Below are 19,556 nucleotides of genomic sequence, written 5' to 3' on the forward strand. Positions count from 1 at the left end.
TCCTACCTATTTGAGTTCAGCGTAATCGACGGGATTTTCGCCGTATGTTTCAAAAAACTCATACATCTTTTCCAGTTTATCTAAGAAGTAATCATTAATTATCGTAGAGCAAGAAAAATCTTCAAGCGTACCTACAAAAAGCTTTTCTGCACAGTTAATATGTTCTACCGACAGTTCATCATCTGAAATAGCGGCACCGGTTAAGATACAATAGATAGGCCTTCCGTTATTTTCATCATGATGGGCGATACTTAGTTGTACCAAAAGATGTGTGTGAATTCCCAGATTCTCATTTTTCTCAAAAACAATTGTTAATTTTGACGAAAGCTCGGTATTTTCTGGCTCGGATATCGTTTTTCTTAGTGGAAAGTAAGGCGACGAGTTTAAAATGTTTCCAGTTTCTGCTGTTACCGTGTTGCAGAAATCCGAGAAAACACGTTTTCTTATTCTAGCTATCTCACTATTAAATACCTTTTCGCTATTGGCTTGCCTGAAATATTTTTGTCGCGACGCTATTTTTGACTTCAAATCTTCGACTAGTTGCAGCTTATCGGTCTTCTCGAAGAAGCGCGACCAACTAACCAATTCAAGCCGTGTTTCAGGGTTCTTTATAAGGCAATGCATAGCCAGTCTTACAAGCTCGACATCCTCACCGTGAATCTCCGGATCCTTCTCGAGAACCGCTTTTACGAGGACCGCAAATGGGTTAGAATCGTCCGAAAATATTTCTTTCCGCATAATCAAATCATGAAGCACTGCGCCAATTTGATATATTGTCACCGCACGCCAACCGTCTTCAGAGTCTACCTCGTTTCGCTGCAAAAACTCGGGTGAGCTATATCTCAAGGTTCCAATAAATGCCCGCTGATCGATATCGGTTAGATCGCCGTCGGCGAATGGCCTTAGGACACCTAGATCAAAAAGAACTATCTCTTGGAAGTTGTCGCTAATGCCAATATTCTCCGGTTTTATATCCCTGTGCGCCAAGCCGCGTTCCTCTAAGAAGATCGCGGCATTGGCAATTTGCGCAATAATTGGTCGCATATTTTCTTTGGGGATATTCTCGAGTACTTGACGCAGATTTTTGAATGCCAAGTATTCCATGACGACATACAGACAACCTGAATTGGAGCATTTCCCTCCGTCGAGTATCTCAACAATGTTGGGATGTTGAACGCCAATTAGGCTCTTCTCGCGATCAATTCGTGCAAGCTGGATGGCCTCGCCATATCGTTCAACCAATTCCGGATGAAACACTTTAAGTGCGCCGATTCTGCCACTTTTCGTCGCATGTAGAACGACGGCTGACTTACCAGCGCCTAGTTTTTTACCAGCAAGCCATCCACCAATAGTCTGACCTTTCAGACTGGCCGCGAAAATTTCTGCCTGCGCAGAATCCATACGATCCCCTTCATGATCACTGACAGTTCCCACCGAAATAGTTATTCACAAACACATTCTTTGTGAATTAGGCAATTTACACTGTTTTATGAATCGTGAGAAATTTTTTTCTAATTTTGGTGAACCAGCCCTGAAGATGAGCTTCACCAGTTGATTGAAAAGTAAGCGCCCGCCCAGCGACGTCTTGAGTGCGGTGGTGATTTGATCGATGATGACGTCACACCGCTGGGAAGCGGTTTAATCGCGGAGAGCCACTGGTAAGTTGCAGGTTCAAGGCAAGAATTCATCAATCTGGTTGACGGGATTATCGGCGATATGCGTCAGCACATGACGTAACCAAGCTTGCGAGTCGACAGCGGCGTCGCTCGCGAGGCATGTAGATTGTGGAATTTGCGCCGCGCTTGCGCCCAGCATGCCGCTTCGTGGATCATGCCGTCTTCGAGCAAGGCGTTGAAGCCGGCGTATGCACCGGCTTGGCGAACATCCGCTACTCTCACAGGCGTCTACTTTGCGCCCGCCACCATACCGGCTATAGGGGCGCGAGTCTGCTTTGGGGTGCAAGCGGAGCTTCGCATCGCTTACGCCCTGATACTATTAGATGTCCGGGTAGAAGAGTAAGTATCCGGTTTGACCGGCCATTGGGTGTCCGGCTTGACGTAAGAATCGCTGTCCGGATTGATAAGAATACTCACAGACCGAGAAGTATCTTTTTCACCTTTCCAAATGGGACATCCAAGTTAAAAAAACACTCAACACGCCGTATGCCGCCAAACTGCCGACTGCGTTGAATATCCGCATCGCCAACCCGAAAGCAATCATCATCGTTGGCCGCGATCAAATTGGTGGGGAAAGGTGACTGGCAGCCGCCTGGTGGATTTTGAGGTTATCAAGAGGAAATACGCGAACATGATGGACATTATTACCTACGACGACTTGCAGCGACGTCTCAACCACTCAATTAAGACCCTTGGTCGATGATTAACTTGCCATGAGATTTCAGCGGCAAATTTGACTCAGTTGAGCGGCATGCCACTGACGATGTGCTTTACTGACATGTTCGGGTGAATATCCTCGAAGTAAACCATGAGAAGGTGTAAATATGATTGGGGTACCACCCCTAGAATCGGCACGCGCAAGAACCCAGTGGGTGACGGCCTGTACCGCGGACGACTGCGCTTCCCATACCATTGGTGTGCCTTCCGCTACAGTTACTTCGCTTTCGAGTGCGCTGTAGCTCGCTAAGCAAACGCTAGCAAAGATATGCGCAAGCATCCATTCCTTTCGCGCAATTGGCCATTCGTCCGGATATGGTGCAGGGCGAGCCTGCAGCCATCCCAATATCCCGTAGTATTCCTTACGCTTTGTAGCGTCGAGATATCTCGGCGTGCCGCATCCTTCCCAAAGCATGCGCCAACGAATGTACGCTGCCGCGCTCGGGCAAAAACTTGCCGTAGTAGCACCTCGCATGTCCCACCAGATATGCCGGCATGCAGCAACAACGCAATGACGATGGCCGCCGAGTTTGTGTTTCATTCGCCGTTTTACGGCCTGATAGACTTGCAGAACAACGCGCATCTCTTCGCTAGTCTGAAACCTATCCGGCGTTGTATTCCGCCCAAATCGCTCAAACAGCCGGTCCTCGCTGGCAGAACCATACCCACAACCGGCCTTTGATAAAGGAGTCAGGGGCAGACAGTACTGGCCGTGATTGCTCGCCATCTCGTCGAGAACCTGCCCAACAAAAGTGATGTATCCAGTCGATTGGTGTTCGCGTTTGCCATGCAGGCCTAGGTCACCGCATTGGCCCGTGACCATCGGCACGGTCCCCGAAACAGCCTGAAGGTGGTCTATTTCGGTCACATACTTGTGCATCAAGCTAATTCTAGCGATGTGTTCCGACCGCACTTCCGGAACCCAACTGCGCGCCGCCATGATCCTGGGTCCCAGTTCCTCTGAACACCGTGGGCATTTGAAAGGGTTGTCAAAAACAGCAGCACAGAGTTTATAGGGAATGGTTTCATTACATCGCCTGCAGCGGGAAATGAGAGGCTGGTTGTGGATTGGACATTGACTGACAGCGTTCATTTGAGTAAGGGGTAGATGCAAACCCCAAGCCATGCACTGCTCGCACCATTTTAAATTTTCGGAAGACGCACTATGGCCAGGGAACTGGCTGAAGAGAAATGCGTCGGCGAGTTTGGCCGGGCTGGCACTCATCGCAGCACCAATGGCGGATAAGTCGAAAACAGCGTCGTCACGTAGATCGATATTAACAGTTCGTAGCAGCACAGTTCGGCGCTTGCACGTCCTGCTCACGAATACGGTCGCAATCTCCTTTGCTGTTAGCGCATTAAGATATGCAAATTTCATGAGCAGGCCAAACGCTGAATCGTATCCAGTAGACCATTCAGGCCTCCAACACCACTGCGGGGTCTTGCGTGCGAATGTATCCAGAAGAATCTTCACCGCTACACCCATTTGGGCAGCGGGAGACCAAGCCTGATCTCTTCGCAAGCAAGCACATAGGTAGAGTCCAGCACTGCCGAATCCCAAATTACTGACGAGAAGCTGAAGTCGTCGCTATCATATTCATGATACTCCGAGAGAGCACATTCAACGGCCCTCGCAAAGTAGGCCATTGGAATTTCGATTGGCCCACTAAAACCAGCTCCTAGATGAGCTCGCTCGAACGCGGACCAAACCGCATCGGCCTGATCCGCGAGCCGCAACCCAGCCGCGTAGGCTCGCGGGTAAAAGAAGCGGGTAAATTGCCAGGCACTATCGGCTGGGAAGCAGGACTGATCATACGCGAGAAGACATGTGGCTACTTCCTCTGCCGATCTTATACCGCCGAATCTCATCTCGGTGACCATGAACCGCAAGACAATCTGGGTGTCAAGTGATTGGCGTAACGCTGATTTTTGATCGAGAATCTGCGGTTGACCGACCAAGATTGTGATCATCCGAATACCTTTGAGTTCAAGCTGATCGTGCACATCTCGCAACCACTCGTATTCCAATACTTGCAGCTTCTGCGCTTCATCGGCAAAAAACACGATCCAGTCCTTACCCGCGCGGTCTGCGAGCTCGCAGATTTGTTCGATCAAACGCATGCGCTTACGTGAGACGCGGCCGGCTAAGGGTTCAGTATGTCCGGCAGCAGCCAGCAGCGCAGAGAGAAACGCATCTTCCGAACCTGATTTGTGTGTTTCACACCGGAAATTGATACAAACTGCATCCGGAAAAATTTCCATCAAATAACGAATGATGTATCTGATGGCTGAGGTTTTCCCAAACCGGGGATAACCGTACAGGATCGCACCAGGACTGCGAAGGCGGATTTGCTTGACAACGCGCTTTGTGACTTCGTCAATGGTCGGTGTCGGTACGAGGTAGCGTTTGCCGATAATCGGGTGATCATCAATACTGATAGGCCGCTGATATGTCATATCCATACTGCCTCCTAGAATGTGAACGTCTTGCGCAGCGTAAGACTGAGAGGCACCGCTTTGTCCTTAGGCAATGCTTCGCCAGTCTTCGCCGCTTTTCTCGTACTGTCGGTGGGCGGACGTTCGCCAAGCGGCGCCGGTCGCAAGGATATGTAGGGTTCCGTTTGATCGGCATCGGCAGGACTCAACTTTTCATTAGCATCCTCAAGTCTTTGTTGTTTAGCTAGTTGGCCGGCAACCAGCTTACGATCGCGCTGCCCCATTCGGAGGCGAACCCACGCTTCGACGGGGTTGTCGCCTTCGCGGATTTCAAGTTTGCGTTCGGCGAGCAGGCGGAAAATTTCCTGTCGCACTTTAAGCGAGTGTGGTGGGATGCCCCACGGCCGCGCGGCAGTAAGAATGCCAAGTTCGGTACCGTCCTCGAAAAACACTTTCACTGTACGGATATCGCGAGGATCGAAGTACATTCGCAACTTTTTCCCGATCAATGCCGGACTACTCGCTAAAATAGGATTGGTATAGCGAACATTGCAAAAATTTATATGTGGCCGTAAGCCTTTGAGAGGCGTGCCTTTCACCGTGACCAGCTTTGCTTCTTGTAACAAGCATAGGTTTGTACGTGCGACGTTTGGCATCACACGTATTCGGTCTTTGTTTCGTGCCACCGAGATAGCCATGGCCTCAAGCGGTGTGTGTCCGTCTAGGCCGGGATGGGGCTCGCCGTTATAGTCGGCTAAAAGCACCTCGATCATGTCTTCGAGTTCGTCGAGCGTAACTAGCAAGCGAGTATTGCCTTTCGGGTCACTGAGCTCTCGTTCAATAGCTTGGGGATTGCTACCTAGATTGCCTGGCAACTTGTGCGCGAAATGGCGCGAAACCAAATGAAAGAAACGTTCGATATGGGGACGGTCATTCGGCTGGCCTGGTGGGCCAAAGTGAGGCCAGCAGCCAATAGTACGAGTTAATCGACTGATGGTGTCGGCCGCAAGATGCGACTTCGCATTATCGCATCTGAACCAGTCCCAGCAAGCAAATTGCGCTTCTTCGATCACTGCAGACGGGAATCCGCCGCCCTCGCGTATCGCAAGCGTTGGGATGCCATATTGCCGCGGCCTAAAAGGTGTGAGGGCCGCTTGAAGTGCGCAAGCAACATCATGCTTGGAGTATTCTCGACTGAGCGCCAGGTGGTAGCCGACGACGCACCGTGTCGCGATGTCAAGAATTACCAGGATCCAAATCCGGTGCATTTCCACAAGCTGCTCGATTCCCGTACTGCCACGCAGCTTCACAGTCAGGCGGAGATCGATCTTGTGGCCATCGAATTCCACAACCTCAAACGCACGAGTCGCTGCCGGCACATGCGGCGTGAGGGTGGGAACAGCGCGAGCGGACGAACCGCCAGAGTGTTTAACTGACATCTCAAATGACTCCTTTGCGAGGGAATCAAAGTAGGCGTACAAGGATCGAATGCCCAGCCTTGCCTCGGTAAACGGGTATTCGTTCGCTTTAACCCCCGCCTCTCGACAGTGCTTCCGGAATGCCATGTGGATTGACCTCATGGACTTACGTATCTCACGTTCCGTGGTAATCTGACGACCTCGCTCCAGGAACGCACGCTTGAGCGAGGCTTCGATACTAGGGTAACGCTGCAGCAACTGCCTGAACGCGCCTGCCTTGCCCCGGCCGTTAAAGCTAACCGGAGCGTACCGCTCGTATTCCTTTATTCGCGCGTAGCGCAATGCGCCGCGGTATCCATATATTCTGCCGTCCTCGTGCATGGACGTGCAACGACGAAAGATGCGGAGCAGCGTTGCACGGTCTATGCCTGTTTCCGAGCTGATCGCTGCGACCGACTTTTCGGGCACAGTAAGGTAGAGAGTGAGCGCTTTTACCCGCCGATCGAACACCTGGCGCTGGTCTTCGGAGAGCGCGGAGACGTCAACGCTCGGCCATGCCTCCATAAGGCGAAAAGTATCTGGGATCGAAGCTCGATCAAATCGGTTACAACCGAATTCCAGTTCAATCTTCATATCACCACAAATGGCAAGGCCGATGAAAAGGGCTGTGAGGCCAAGCTTGGACACGTGGCCACCCCCTTATGGAGCAAGCTGAACAACGCGACTTTCAACAATAGCGGGTCGACTGACGGGAACAGCAGTTCAAGTTGCGTTAGGGTGTGAGGTACGGTGAGCTCGTGGCGGATCGCATCGACCAGTTGGGCAGGAACATATCTGCCGAAAGCTGCCAAGTCACGTAGAAGCTGAGCCCAATTTTCAGTGGCCCAAGGATCGCCAAAAGTCGCTTGGGGGCTGACGGTTTTGATCGCTATTTCGCTCTGCCGGCACCAGTTCACAAAGCCTGGCCCGAAAGCGTCATCGACAGGCATATCTTGCGTCTCCGCTTCGGTGAGGACAAACAGTACTTCCTCCTCTCCATTTCGGATTGCATAAAAGTCGATGAGCCGCTTGAATGGTGCATCGTTGATTTGTAGAGGCCGTTCGCAATAATAGGTAACGGCCGGATCACACTCCAACCCGATCCACGCGTTAACAGTGTTACGGTGAAACAGGGTCAGGGGACGGCCGATCTTGAGACCGAAAACGTCGAAGCGCTGTGACTTGCCAGTGGGGCGACGAGTTTCCATCGGGAGGTCGAACCGGATTTGCATTCCGTACCGCCTTTCGTTTTCACAATCTAACCAATAGAAAATAGTTCAAGTTATCGTGATGTCAAGGAGGAAATGTCCGATCAGTGCATCCCAGGTTTTTTTAGGACAAAGGGAATGGTTGGAGTACCTACGGGAAGTTCTAGATTTATTGCAAATCTTCGGCATGTATCACTTTTACTTCAAGAATTTATGAACTAAAAATGCAGCTCTCCGCGCTCAACACGGTGATTTTGGCAGGAAAATCGTATGAAAGGGAAGTTGCAGATTTACTTCAACGGACGCCCGCCCACAGCCGACTGCCAGCCTGAGAAAAGTCCCCTGACTCAGGCACGATATCTATTCTGATACGTCTTCAGTAAAGTCGTTAGCTTGTCGCGTCAGACGCGGTCGGCCAATCGGCGCCCGGCATGGTGCCACTGTCGGCCGCCGTGGATTTCTGACGCGGCGGCAGTCAGGCGCCGCCCGGGCCGGGCCGCGCTCGCCCTTTGCGGCGGCCCGGCCCGGCGGGCATGCGCCGGCTTCGGCGCGCGTCTTTACTTCTTGGCTACCATGCCCATGCTTTCCATCACCCTCGCCGCATTGTCCTTGCAATCCACATCCTCGGGTTTGGCGTTGATCAGTTGAATCAAGGACAGCAGATGCGCCTTGTTCTGGGCCAGTCGCACTTCCAGCGATTCGATATCGGCAATCTTCTTCCTGAGCGCCACCATCAGCTCCTCATGTTTCCAGGATGAGCTATCCTCCGGCAAGACTTGCTTGATTTCGTCCAGGGAAAAGCCCGCCTGCTGGGCGTCGCTGATAATGGACAGGACCGCCACCGCTTCCAGCGGATAGTCGCGGTAGCCGTTCGATTGCCTGTCCACGGCTTTCAACAGGCCCTTGGCTTCGTAAAAGCGTATCGTGGACGCCGCCAGGCCGCTGCGCTTGGCCAGTTCACCAATTTTCATCGTTCTGTTATTTTCATCGTTCTATTGCTGCTCAATTGTCGTGGCTTGCCGTTGCGGCGTGAGCGCGGGGCCGTGCGTCACTATAAGCTTGAAGCCGGCTTGAGTGTCAAGCGGGGCTGGCCGGCATTTACGCGACGCCGTGGCGCGAACGGCACACATGCAAAAAAATCTCCTTCAGGGCTTGACCTTCAAGTTAGCTTAAAGCTTATCGTGAGCCCATCGCAACCCTGGAGATCTCCATGCAACCCTTTACCGCACTGACGCTGCCCAATGGGGCCGTCATCCCGAACCGCCTCGCCAAAGCCGCCATGGAAGAGAACATGGCTGACAAGGACCACGCGCCCTCAAAGGAGCTGATCCGCCTGTACCAGTCCTGGGCCGACGGCGGCGTTGGCCTGATGATCACAGGAAATGTGATGATCGACCGCCGCGCCATGACAGGACCGGGCGGCGTCGTGCTCGATTCTGAGCAATTTGGCGCCCGCTTCGAGCAGTGGTCGCGGACCGCCCGTTCCCGCGGGGCGCACATCTGGATGCAGATCAACCATCCGGGACGCCAGATGCCGGCCGCCATGGGGCAGGAAACCATGGCGCCATCGGCCGTGCCCATGGACCTGGGCAACTTTTCCAAGCAGTTTTCCGCGCCGCGGCAGATGACGGAAGCCGACATTGCCGACGTGCAGCAGCGCTTTGTCAACAGCGCCCGGCTGGCGGAACGCTTCGGCTTTACGGGCGTGCAAATCCATGCGGCGCACGGCTACCTGCTGAGCCAGTTCCTCTCCCCTGTCACGAACCAGCGCACGGACCGCTGGGGCGGCTCGCTCGAGAACCGGGCGCGGCTGCTGGTCGACGTCGTCAAGGCGGTGCGGCAAGCCGTGGGGCAAGACTTTGCCGTCGCGGTGAAACTCAATTCGGCCGATTTCCAGAAAGGCGGATTCACTCCGGAGGACGCCAGGCAAGTCGTTTCCATGCTCAACACCCTGGGCGTGGACCTGATTGAGTTGTCCGGCGGCAGCTATGAAGCCCCTGCCATGCATGGCCAGACCCGCGACGGCCGCACCCTGGCCCGCGAGGCATATTTCCTGGAATTTGCCAGGGATATCGCCACGGCGGCAAGCATGCCCATCATGGTGACGGGAGGCATACGCCGCTATCCGGTGGTCGAGCAGGTGCTGGACAGCGGCATCGCCATGGCGGGCATGGGCACGGCGCTGGCCATCGATCCGCAGCTGCCCAGGGCCTGGCTGGCGGACCGGTCGGCAAGCCCCGCGCTGCGGGCCATCACCTGGAAAAACAAGGTGCTGTCGTCCATCGCCTATATGGCAATGGTGAAGTACCAGCTGCGCCGCCTGAGCCAGGGCAGAAAAACCAGGCCCGATGTGGCGCCCGCCCTGGCGCTGCTGCTGCAGCAACTGGAAACCAAAGTCAGGAATTGGCAGTACCGCCGCATGATGCGTGGCGGCGTATGAATCACATTGTTCCCGATCAAACGTGGAAGGGGCTCGACATGCATAGGAAAATCGCCGCGGCAGCAGTGTCCGGATGCATTCTCGGTACGACAGCCGCACCGTCCCGGGCTGACGCGGCGGCCGCCAGCACGCCGCTGATCATCGATATCGCCGGCCATGAGGTGCCGGTGGCCGCCGGCGGCCTGTATGCGCGCTTTCGCTCGAATCCGCCTTTATCGGTGATTGCGGCGGAAGCGCCGGAACTGGACCTGAGCTGGTTCAAGGGCATCAGGAAGGACAAGGTCGACATCGGCTTTGCGTCGTATTCGCCGAATTTTTATTACAAGAACAGCAAAATAACGGCAGTATTCACGGCCGACCTGGCGCGGCTGAAGGAACTGATGCCGGCCGACATACTGCAGCAGGTCCAGCCGCTGCAAGTGTGGCCGGGCCGGGGCGCCGTGGCGTTGACGGCCTACGCCTATGCATACTGCGACAACGACAGCTATAACGAGATCTCCCTGGCGATCGTGACCAGCAAGCCCGGCACGGCCAGTCTTGGTCCTTTCACCTTGCTGGGCCAATCGCTGTCACGGGACTTCTGGGGCTATGTGCTCAAGCTTCCCGTCAACGCGGAACTGGCCCGGGTGCGCGGCGTGGTCGGCTACAATCTGCCGAAATGGCTGACCGGCATCGAGCACAAGGAAACGGAAGGCAGCGTGGCCTTCGAGGTCATGGACAGCGAAACGGGCAAGCTGGACTTTGTTTTTACAGGCAAACGACTGGGCCAGCTGTCGCACGAGGCCGAACTGGTGCGCAACAGCTTCACCAACCGCGATGGCGCCGGAGCGCTCACGTATGGCTATGCCGTCTCCCGCCAGCTCAGCCACGCGTCGAGCACGAGCGCCGATGCCGTCGACCTGCAGCTGGGCGACGGCAGCTTTTCCCGCTATATCAAGTCCTTGAAGCTGGGGAAGATGATGAAATATGAGTACGTACCGGAATTCCAGAACGCCCTGTACGCGCCGAAGCCGTTAAACAGCCTCGATGCCGAAAAGTGATCGGGGCATGGCGGCGTCATCGGGGGTGGCGGCCCGTGCAGGCAGGAGCGGCACCCGCCGTCAAGGCCGCCAGTTGCGCTGCAACGCCTGGCGCTCGGCGGCCGCATCGAGGGGCTGGCCGGCGATGCGTTCGTCTATCGCCTGCAAAATGGCCGGCTCGGCGCTGCCCGCCATGCGGTAAGTCGCCGGTGCCGCCGTGTCCGCGCGTGTTTCCACCAGCACGGGTATGAGCCAGCCGTCGCCGCCCGCCGGCGCCCGGCATGCAAGGCCGGCCAGGGCCGACGCTTCGGGCGGCCCGTCGCGCAGCGTGAAGCTGCGGCAGAACTGACCGTCGGCCGTGCGGAACGTGATGCCGATGCTGACAGCCTGCCCCCGGCGTGGCGCGCTGGCCAGCTGCTGCGACAGCGCGCGCGCCAGTGCGCCGCCAGCCGCGAGGCGGCCGTCGACGGTGGCGACGGTGGCGGCGGCAGCGCTCTTGCCGCCGGCCGCTGCAAACAGGGGCACGGCCATTTTGCCGATGAGCACGCCGACGACCAGGGTCGCGGCCAAGGCGCCCCACACGGGCAGCGACCAGCGGCTGTGGTTGGCCGCCGGCCCGCGCGCGTATGCGGGCGCCGGGCTGGCGGGCGCCGCTTGCGCCTGGCGCAGCGCGTCGCGCAAGCGCTGCGGCACGGCCTCGTCGAGGACGGGGGCGAAGCTGGCGTGGACGTCGTCGCGCATGGCGCGGTGCCGGGCCACGCGCCCCGCCATCGCGGCGTCGCCCGCCATTGCGGCCCGGACCTGCGCGCTGGTGGCCGGGTCGAGCTCGCCATCGGCATAGGCCATCAAGGTTTCATCATCGAAATGCATCATCGTATCCTCGCCGTATCGGACAACTGCGCCTGCAGCGCCTCGCGCGCGCGCGCCAGGCGGCTCGTCAGCGTGCCGACCGGAATGTCCAGCACGTGCGCCGCCTCTTTATAGGGCAAGCCATCGACCAGCACCAGGGCCACCACCATGCGCTGGTCCTCGCTCAGCCGGCTGATCGCTTGCTGTACCGCAAGGCGATGCACCTGCCGCTCGGATGCATCGTCGCCGACGTATTGCCCTTCCTCCTCGGCCGCGAACAGCCGGTCGCGCCGTACCCTTACCCTCACCTCGTCTATCCACGCATTCTTCATGATCCGGAACAGCCAGCTGTCGAGGCGGGAACCCGCTTCCCACTGGCCGGCATGCCGGAGCGCCCGTTCGATGGCGACCTGCACGAGATCGTCGGCATCCTCGTGGTTGCGCGTCACGGCCCGGCCAAAGCGCCGCAGCCGCGGCAGCAAGGCGGCAATGTCGGCGTGCAGGGATGCGGCAGGTGGCGTCATTGCTATCTGGTAAACGATGGAGTGAGGGATTTTAGTCCATCCCTCGGCCATTTAGGCTTAATATGATGAAACATCCTGTATCACTGAACGGCCCGGATACCACGCCATGCCCGCCTGCCCGCCCTTGTCGCTCCCTCCCGCCCGGCGCTTGCTGGCGCTGCTGCCCCTGCTGTTCGCCTGCGCCGCCGTGCAGGCCCAGGGCCACCGTCCCGCAATGCAAAGCCCGATGAATCCGTCCATGCAGCGCGGCATAGGCATCGGGAACGGCAACGGCCTGGGCTTGCAGCGGGACCCGCCGGGCTTGCTCAAACAGCAAAACTGGCTCGAACCCGGCAATGCCGCCCGGGCCGCCGGCGCGGACCATCCCGGCGATCCGGGCGACGTGGCCGGCTTGCAGCAGTCGCGCGCGCGCATGGTCAAAAACCTGCTGCGCCAGTATCGCGACGTGATCGAAGCCGATCCCCGCGGCGAACCGGTGTTGCGGCGGCAACTGCTGGCATGGTCGCCGCCGCCCGCCGTGCTGGACGCGGCGCGCGCCGATGGCTTTATCGTGCTCGGCCGACGCGTGCTGGACGGGCTGGGCGAGACGCTGGTGATGCTCGGCGTGCCGGAGCGCTACAGCACGCCAGAGGCGCTGGACCGGCTGCAGGCGCTCGATCCCGAGGGCAGCCACGATTTCAACCATCTTTATATGCGCGGCGGCCAGGCCGGCGCGCCGCCGGCGCCCGCCCACAAACAGGGCGCCGACGGGGCCGCACGCCCCGCCGCCCCCGGCCAGGTGCGCGTGGGACTGGTCGACGGCGGCGTCGACGGCGCGCACCCGGCGTTGCAGGACGCGGCCATCCGGCGCTGGGGCTGCGACGGCCGCGTCATCGCCAGTGCGCACGGCACGGCGGTGGCCTCGCTGCTGGTGGGCAGCGCCGAACGCTTCCACGGCGTGTCGCCGGGCGCCCGCCTGTATGCGGCCGACGCCTATTGCGGCAGCGAAACGGGCGGCGCCGTCGACCAGATCATCGGGGCACTGGCCTGGCTGGCGCAGGAACAAGTTCCGGTGGTCAACGTCAGTCTCGTGGGACCGCCCAATCAGATGCTGGAGCGGGCCGTGCAAGCCATGCTCAGGCGCGGCCACCTGCTGATCGCCGCCGTGGGCAATGACGGCCCGGCCGCGCCGCCCCTGTATCCTGCCAGTTATCCCGGCGTGATCGGCGTGAGCGGCGCCGACGCGCAGCGGCGCATCCTGCCGGAAGCGGCGCGCGGCCCGCAGGTGATGTTCGCCGCGCCCGGCAGCCAGATGCTGGCCGCCGCCATCGGCCCGGCGCCGTATGGCGTGGTGCGCGGCACGTCGTTTGCCGCGCCTATCGTGGCGGCCCTGCTGGCGCAAGGAATGCGCCGGCCCGATCCTGCCGCGGGCCGCGCCGCCGTCGCCGATCTGGCCGCGCATGCGCAGCGCCTGGGCAGCGGGGAACGCTCGCCGGAAGCCGGGTACGGCCTGGTGGGCGAATCGTTCCGCATCGCGCCCGACGCCGGGCCCTGAGCCGGGCGGCAAAAAAATTGCCGGCGACGGAAGAAAACGGCTGCGCCCGTCGTTCTACCTTTACCTGCCGCATTTTTCCGCGGCCATTTCAAGGAGACCGAACATGAAATCCCAGCAACTTGCCATCCAGGCCGCCCTTCGGGGTGAGCACACCATGACCCGGATTGCGCGCCACTGCGGCATGGCCGGCGCCGTCGCCGTCGCCGCCCTGCTGTCGGCCTGCGGCGGCGGCGGTGGCTCCGCCGGCGAGGCGAGCGTGAACGGCACGCTGGGCGTCGCCATCACCGATGCGCCGGCGTGCGGCTTTGACGCCGTCAACGTGACGGTAAACAAGGTCCGCGTGCACCAGAGCGCCACGGCGAGCGACACCGATGCGGGCTGGACCGATATTACGCTCAGCCCGGCGCGCAAGATCAATCTCTTGAACCTGACCAATGGCGCGCTGGAAAACCTGGGACAGACGCCGCTGGCGCCGGGCCACTACACACAGCTGCGCCTGGTCCTCGATGCGAATGCCGGCTCGGCCATGGCCAATTCGGTGATTCCGAGCGGCAGCGTCAACGAAATTTCCCTCGATACGCCCAGCGCGGTACAGAGCGGTATCAAGCTGATCAGCCAGTTCGACGTGGCTGCGGGGCAAAGAGTCGACCTCGTGCTCGACTTCGACGCCTGCAAATCGGTCGTCAGGAAAGGCAATGCCGGCTATGCGCTCAAGCCTGTCGTCAAAGTGGTGCCGACGGTACTGAACGGCATCGACGGCTTCATCGCCCCTGCCCTGCTGTCGCAACACGTGATGGTAACGGCCCAGCAGGGCGGCGCCATCGTGGCCGCCACCGCGCCGAACGCCACGACGGGCGAATTTTTCCTCGCGCGCCTGGTTCCCGGCAACTACGATGTCGTCATTACGGCCGACAACAGCGCCACTGCCGTCATCGCCGCCGTGCCGGTGGCCAGCACGACCAGCACCACAGTACTGAGCAGCAGCAGCGCGCCGCTCGCCCTGGCGGCCGCGGCCACCGCTCCGGGCGTCATCAGCGGCGCCGTCGTCCTGGCCCCGGCTAGCAGCACCGAAGCCGCGACCGTCAGCGCAAAGCAGAGTTTCGCGGCCGGCCCAAGCGTGACCGTCAAGTATCAGGGCGTCGATATCGCCACGGGCGCCTATGCGCTGACCTTGCCCACGGTTGCGCCCCAGCTGGCGGCGTATAGCGCCACCCTGCCCCTGGTGTTCGCGGCGCAGGCCAACACGCTGCCGGGCACCGGCAAGTACAAGGTGGAAGCGGCGGCCACCGGGTATGCGACCCAGTCCCTGCCATCGGTGGATATTTCCACGGCAAACCAGTCTGGCGTCAACTTTACCCTGACGCCTTGATACGCGGGCCGTTCCTGCCCGCGCTGCACGGCGATGCGTCCACGGACGCGTCACCGTGCAGGCCGCCAATGCCGCTTCCTCCCCCGCTTCTTCCCCGCATCCGGCAACTGCCTGCGCAGGGCTAGGCTCTCAGCCCGTATACATTGATGTAGATCAATCAATTTTCCTGTCGTGTGCAGCAGAATATGATCATTCGCAAGGCTCTGTCGAACAGACCATGGCAGAGCGCTTGCGCCACTGCACTACGCATGACCAACTACATAAGGAATGACATGATCCCCACTACCATGAAAGCCGCCGTTGTCGAGCAACTGGGCCAGCCGCTGGTGCTGCGCGAGGTTCCCGTGCCGGTTGCCGGCCCCGGCCAGATCCTCGTCAGGACGGAAGCGTGCGGCGTCTGCCACACCGACCTGCATGCGGCGCGCGGCGACTGGCCCGTCAAGCCGACGCCGCCGTTCATTCCCGGCCACGAAGGCATCGGCCTGGTGGTGGCCGTGGGCGCGGGCGTGACCGAGGTGCAGCTGGGCGACCGGGTCGGCGTGCCCTGGCTGTACTCGGCTTGCGGCCATTGCGAGCATTGCCTGGCAGCCTGGGAAACCGTGTGCGCCGAGGCGCAGTTCGGCGGCTACACGAAGAATGGCGGCTTTGCCGAATACATCCTGGCCGACCCCCGCTATGTCGCGCACATTCCGGCAGGTCTTTCCGCTGTGCAAGCGGCGCCCATCATCTGCGCCGGCGTCACCAGCTACAAGGGCATCAAGGAAACGGGCGCGCGTCCGGGCGAATGGCTGGCCGTGTCCGGCATCGGCGGCCTCGGCCACCTGGCCATCGAATATGCGCTGGCCATGGGCTTGCGCGTGGCGGCCGTCGACATCGATGAAGGCAAGCTCGAGCACGCCCGCGCCCTCGGCGCCGAAGTGACGATCAACGCCCGCCAGGGCGACCCCGTGGCCGCGCTGCGCGAAGCGACGGGCGGCGGCGCGCACGGCGTGCTGATCACGGCGCCGTCGCTCGACGCCTTCCAGCAAGGCGTGGCCATGACGCGCAAGCGCGGCACCTGCGTGCTGGTGGGTTTGCCGCCGGGCGACTTCCCCACGCCGCTGTTCGACGTCGTCGCCAACTGCGTGACGATACGCGGCTCTTTCGTGGGCACGCGCCAGGACATGGCCGAGGCGCTCGCGTTCGCCGCGAATGGCAAGGTCAAGGCCGACGTGGAATTGCAGCCGCTGTCGGCCATCAACGAGGTCTTCAGCCGCCTCGAGCATGGCAAGGTCGCCGCCCGCGTCGTGCTCGATTTCAGCGGCAATTGAGTCGCGGCTGAGCCGCGCGCCTGGCGCGAAGGGGGTGTCCTATTGTGCGACAGCAATGAAATTTCCGTTGCTATAATTGCATATCATAAAGGACACCCCCATGAAAACTGCGCGCTTTTCCTTCCGCTCCGGCATGCTGGCCGCCGCCCTCCTCTTCTGCGCTTCCGCCGGCGCGGCCGACCAGGCCGCGTCCTCCCTGCCCGGGCATTACTACCTGCAAGGCGTCATGGAAGTGGGTTCCGAACTGCTGCTGAAAAAGGATGGCAAGTTCGAATGGATGCTCAGTTACGGCAATACCGACGAGCAAGCCAGCGGCGAGTGGCGCGTTGCCGGCGACCTGGTGACCCTGGTGGCGGGCAACGGCGGCCAGGAGCCGCAGTTCCGCCTGTTCGAGGAAGACGAAATGCGCATCCAGAAACCCGCCGAAGCGGGCGTGTGGGTGGCCATCGTCGGCTTCCCCCAGCTGGGCCCGATGGCCGGCGTGGAAGTGAAGTTCGAGGCGCACAGCGGCAAGACGGCCACGGCCGTCAGCGTGGCGAACGGCGACGCCATCGTGCAGATGCCGGCGTCGGAGCGCTGGGTGCGCGCCGGCCTGCGCCGCCAGGGCTCGAAGGCCGACTATCAATGGCTGGCCGTACCGCCCGAGCGCGCGCAGCAACGCCTCGCCGCCTTCGCCGTTACCGATGCCAGGTGGCTCCAGGGCCAGGCTTTCGAGAAGCTGGCCTTGCGCGTCGTCAAGGGCGGCCTGAAAGTGGACGGCGTGGACAGCGCCGTGGCCAGGGGCCTGTACACCAAGCAGTAGCCTGAACCGGCAATCCCGGCCAGTCCGCCACGGCAACGGGCCGCACCCCTTCCACGACGACACTCGTCCTCCCCTCCCCGCCGCCGGCACCCGGCCGGCGCGCCGCAAGGCCTGAATCAAGCATTTCCGCTCGCAATACGGTCCGCGCGCTGCCGTGCTGCCGTTGACACCCCGCACGGTCTGTCCTATAGTCGCCGGGTTAACAAGAAATGAGAATGAGAATCATGTTCATTAAAATACGGAAATGGCTCGCGTGCTATCCCCTGCTGGCCGCAGCCCTGCTGCTGGGCGCAAACGCACAGGCGCAGGCGACGGACCCCGGCGCCGGCGCCAAGCAATTGTGGCAATTGATTGATTATGTGGCCGTCGATTACAGCGGCGCCGTCGAGCACGGCAAAGTGGTCAGCGAGGCGGAATACGCGGAAATGCTCGATTTTACCGACAACGCGACGACGCAGATCGCCGCCCTGCCCGCCCACGCTTCGCAGGCGGCCATCGCCGCCGCCATCGCCGACCTGCGCAAAGCCGTCGTCGCCAAGGCCGACGGCGCAGAAGTCAAGCGCCTGGCGCACCACGCGAACGGCTTGCTGATCGCCGCCTACCCGATCCCCGTGGCGCCGAAAGTGCTGCCGGACCTGGCGCGCGGCGCGGCCCTGTATGCGGCCCAGTGCGCCTCCTGCCACGGCGCGGCCGGCGGCGGCGACGGTCCGCTGGCGGCCAGCCTGGAACCGAAGCCGATCGCCTTCACGGATGGCGAACGCGCGCAGTCGCGCAGCGTGATGGCGCTGTACCAGGTCATCTCGCAGGGCGTGGCCGGCACTTCGATGGCCAGTTTCGGCCAGCTGTCCGAGAACGAGCGCTGGGACCTGGCCTTCTTTGTCGGCGGCATGTCGCACGACGCGGCGGCGTGCAGCCACGGCGAAAAGCTGTGGCAGGATGATCCGCGCAGTAAAAAGCTGTACGCGGACCTGGCCGCCGTGACGACCGTGACGCAGGAAGCGGCGGCCGCCACACTGGGCGCGGACGAGGCGCTGGCCCTGACGGCGTACCTGCGCAGCCATCCGGACAAGGCCGAGGCGCACAAACCCGCGGGCCTGGCCTTGTCGCGCCTGCGCCTGGCCGAAAGCCTGGCCGCCATGCACGCGGGCGACCGCGCCGGCGCCACGCGCCTGGGCCTGTCTGCTTACCTGGACGGCTTCGAGCCGATCGAACCGATGGTCGGCGCGCGCAACAAGTCGCTGCTGCTGGCCGTGGAAAACGCCATGCTGGCCTACCGTTCCGCCGTTGCCAAGGGCACGGTGGCCGACGCCGAGGCGGCGGGCGACAAGCTGCAGCAGCTGTTCAGCCATGTGGAAGCGGAGCTGGGCGACGCCAAGGCCGAGCCGATGACGACCTTTATCGGCGCGCTGACGATTTTGCTGCGCGAAGGCGTGGAAGCGCTGCTGATCGTCATCGGCATCATCGCCTTCCTGCGCAAGGCCAAGCGCAATGACGTGCTGCCCTACGTGCATGCGGGCTGGGCCAGCGCGCTGGTGGCCGGCGGCCTGACGTGGGTGGCGGCGACGTACCTGGTGACCATCAGCGGCGCCAGCCGCGAGGTGAGCGAAGGCCTCGGTTCCGTCTTCGCCGCGCTGGTCCTGCTCAGCGTGGGCCTGTGGATGCACCAGAAGAGCAGCGCCGGACGCTGGCAGGAATATCTGCACGAGAAACTCACGGCGGCCATGACGCGGCGCTCCGCCTGGGGCCTGTTCGCCCTGGCCTTCATCGCCGTCTACCGCGAAGTGTTTGAAACCGTGCTGTTCTATTCCGCCCTGGCGGCGGACGGCAACGGCGGCGCCCTGCTGGGCGGCTTCCTGGTGGCCATCGTGCTGCTGGTCGTGATCGCCTGGGCCTTGCTGCGCACCAGCGCGCGCATGCCGATCGGCAAGTTCTTCTCGTGGACGTCCGCCTTCGTGGCCGTACTGGCCGTGATATTGATGGGCAAAGGCGTGGCCGCGCTGCAGGAAGCGGGCTGGGTCGGCGTGACCCCCGTCGACTTCCCGCGCATAGACCTGCTGGGCATCCTGCCCACGGCGGAGACCCTGCTGGCGCAGGCGGCCATCCTGGCCATCATCGTTGGCGGCTACGGCTGGAACCGTTACTCGGCAGGCAGGCTCAAGGCGGCCTGAGCTTGAAATTCCATCCCTGAAACGCGCCGGCAAGGGCGTTTCCGCCA

General features: G+C 60.6%; 16 protein-coding genes and 2 pseudogenes. 8 read left to right on the plus strand and 10 right to left on the minus strand.

Going from position 1 to position 19,556, the window contains the following annotated elements; translation table 11 throughout:
- Positions 1-6: 6 nt before the first annotated feature.
- The 3 genes and pseudogenes from AC07VI_RS07160 to AC07VI_RS07170 form a co-directional block, all read right to left on the minus strand.
- Positions 7-1,401: a protein kinase domain-containing protein gene (locus AC07VI_RS07160; protein WP_492994197.1), complete on the minus strand. Its 1,395-nt coding sequence runs from the start codon at positions 1,399-1,401 to the stop codon at positions 7-9.
- A 270-nt stretch (positions 1,402-1,671) separates the two neighbouring features.
- The gene (locus AC07VI_RS07165; RefSeq protein WP_492994199.1) at positions 1,672-1,815 is read right to left on the minus strand and encodes a transposase domain-containing protein; all 144 of its coding nucleotides are present in this window, start codon (positions 1,813-1,815) and stop codon (positions 1,672-1,674) included.
- Positions 1,781-1,883: pseudogene (locus tag AC07VI_RS07170) on the minus strand (IS66 family transposase); the annotation flags it as partial. The gene AC07VI_RS07165 and the pseudogene AC07VI_RS07170, both read right to left, overlap by 35 nt.
- Positions 1,884-2,098: 215 nt before the next feature.
- Here AC07VI_RS07170 and AC07VI_RS07175 point away from each other — a divergent pair.
- Positions 2,099-2,257 (plus strand): annotated as a pseudogene (locus AC07VI_RS07175) (hypothetical protein); the annotation flags it as partial.
- Positions 2,258-2,397: 140 nt separating this feature from the next.
- Here AC07VI_RS07175 and AC07VI_RS07180 read toward each other — a convergent pair.
- The 5 genes from AC07VI_RS07180 to AC07VI_RS07200 all read right to left on the minus strand — a co-directional run bounded on the left by AC07VI_RS07180 (position 2,398) and on the right by AC07VI_RS07200 (position 8,465).
- A complete protein-coding gene (locus AC07VI_RS07180) occupies positions 2,398-3,771 on the minus strand; it encodes a hypothetical protein (protein ID WP_492994201.1) in 1,374 nt (457 codons plus the stop codon).
- Between the two features lie 98 nt (positions 3,772-3,869).
- Positions 3,870-4,856, minus strand: coding sequence for an ATP-binding protein (locus AC07VI_RS07185; protein WP_422729232.1), 987 nt, complete (start codon positions 4,854-4,856; stop codon positions 3,870-3,872).
- Between the two features lie 8 nt (positions 4,857-4,864).
- Positions 4,865-6,934 carry a TnsB C-terminal domain-containing protein gene (locus AC07VI_RS07190; protein ID WP_492994203.1) on the minus strand — a complete coding sequence of 690 codons (2,070 nt, stop codon included), beginning with the start codon at positions 6,932-6,934 and terminating at the stop codon, positions 4,865-4,867.
- Positions 6,877-7,518, minus strand: coding sequence for a hypothetical protein (locus AC07VI_RS07195; protein ID WP_492994205.1), 642 nt, complete (start codon positions 7,516-7,518; stop codon positions 6,877-6,879). The genes AC07VI_RS07190 and AC07VI_RS07195 overlap by 58 nt, the downstream gene beginning before the upstream one ends.
- 533 nt (positions 7,519-8,051) lie before the next feature.
- Positions 8,052-8,465: a MerR family transcriptional regulator gene (locus tag AC07VI_RS07200; RefSeq protein WP_086147778.1), complete on the minus strand. Its 414-nt coding sequence runs from the start codon at positions 8,463-8,465 to the stop codon at positions 8,052-8,054.
- Positions 8,466-8,704: 239 nt separating this feature from the next.
- On the opposite strand from AC07VI_RS07200, the gene AC07VI_RS07205 reads away from it, so the two are divergent.
- Positions 8,705-9,934, plus strand: coding sequence for an NADH:flavin oxidoreductase/NADH oxidase family protein (locus tag AC07VI_RS07205; RefSeq protein ID WP_492994207.1), 1,230 nt, complete (start codon positions 8,705-8,707; stop codon positions 9,932-9,934).
- Positions 9,935-9,972: 38 nt separating this feature from the next.
- Positions 9,973-10,974 carry an acetoacetate decarboxylase (ADC) gene (locus tag AC07VI_RS07210; protein ID WP_492994209.1) on the plus strand — a complete coding sequence of 334 codons (1,002 nt, stop codon included), beginning with the start codon at positions 9,973-9,975 and terminating at the stop codon, positions 10,972-10,974.
- Positions 10,975-11,034: 60 nt separating this feature from the next.
- Here AC07VI_RS07210 and AC07VI_RS07215 read toward each other — a convergent pair whose 3' ends face one another.
- Positions 11,035-11,826: an anti-sigma factor family protein gene (locus AC07VI_RS07215; RefSeq protein WP_492994211.1), complete on the minus strand. Its 792-nt coding sequence runs from the start codon at positions 11,824-11,826 to the stop codon at positions 11,035-11,037.
- Positions 11,823-12,326, minus strand: a complete 504-nt coding sequence (locus AC07VI_RS07220) for an RNA polymerase sigma factor (protein WP_099374577.1) — start codon at positions 12,324-12,326, stop codon at positions 11,823-11,825. The genes AC07VI_RS07215 and AC07VI_RS07220 overlap by 4 nt, the downstream gene beginning before the upstream one ends.
- A 106-nt stretch (positions 12,327-12,432) precedes the next feature.
- Here AC07VI_RS07220 and AC07VI_RS07225 point away from each other — a divergent pair, with 106 nt between their 5' ends.
- The 5 genes from AC07VI_RS07225 to AC07VI_RS07245 all read left to right on the plus strand — a co-directional run bounded on the left by AC07VI_RS07225 (position 12,433) and on the right by AC07VI_RS07245 (position 19,509).
- Positions 12,433-13,860, plus strand: a complete 1,428-nt coding sequence (locus tag AC07VI_RS07225) for a S8 family serine peptidase (protein ID WP_492994213.1) — start codon at positions 12,433-12,435, stop codon at positions 13,858-13,860.
- Positions 13,861-13,963: 103 nt separating this feature from the next.
- Positions 13,964-15,229 carry a DUF4382 domain-containing protein gene (locus tag AC07VI_RS07230; RefSeq protein ID WP_319017149.1) on the plus strand — a complete coding sequence of 422 codons (1,266 nt, stop codon included), beginning with the start codon at positions 13,964-13,966 and terminating at the stop codon, positions 15,227-15,229.
- Positions 15,230-15,501: 272 nt separating this feature from the next.
- Complete coding sequence (locus AC07VI_RS07235) at positions 15,502-16,539, plus strand: zinc-dependent alcohol dehydrogenase (RefSeq protein WP_226935656.1); 1,038 nt, start codon at positions 15,502-15,504, stop codon at positions 16,537-16,539.
- A 100-nt stretch (positions 16,540-16,639) separates the two neighbouring features.
- Complete coding sequence (locus AC07VI_RS07240; RefSeq protein ID WP_492994216.1) at positions 16,640-17,341, plus strand: hypothetical protein; 702 nt, start codon at positions 16,640-16,642, stop codon at positions 17,339-17,341.
- 224 nt (positions 17,342-17,565) lie between these two features.
- A complete protein-coding gene (locus AC07VI_RS07245) occupies positions 17,566-19,509 on the plus strand; it encodes an FTR1 family protein (RefSeq protein ID WP_492994218.1) in 1,944 nt (647 codons plus the stop codon).
- Positions 19,510-19,556 lie beyond the last annotated feature (47 nt).

The sequence above is a fragment of the Janthinobacterium sp. GW821-FHT03A03 genome (genome assembly GCF_059421435.1).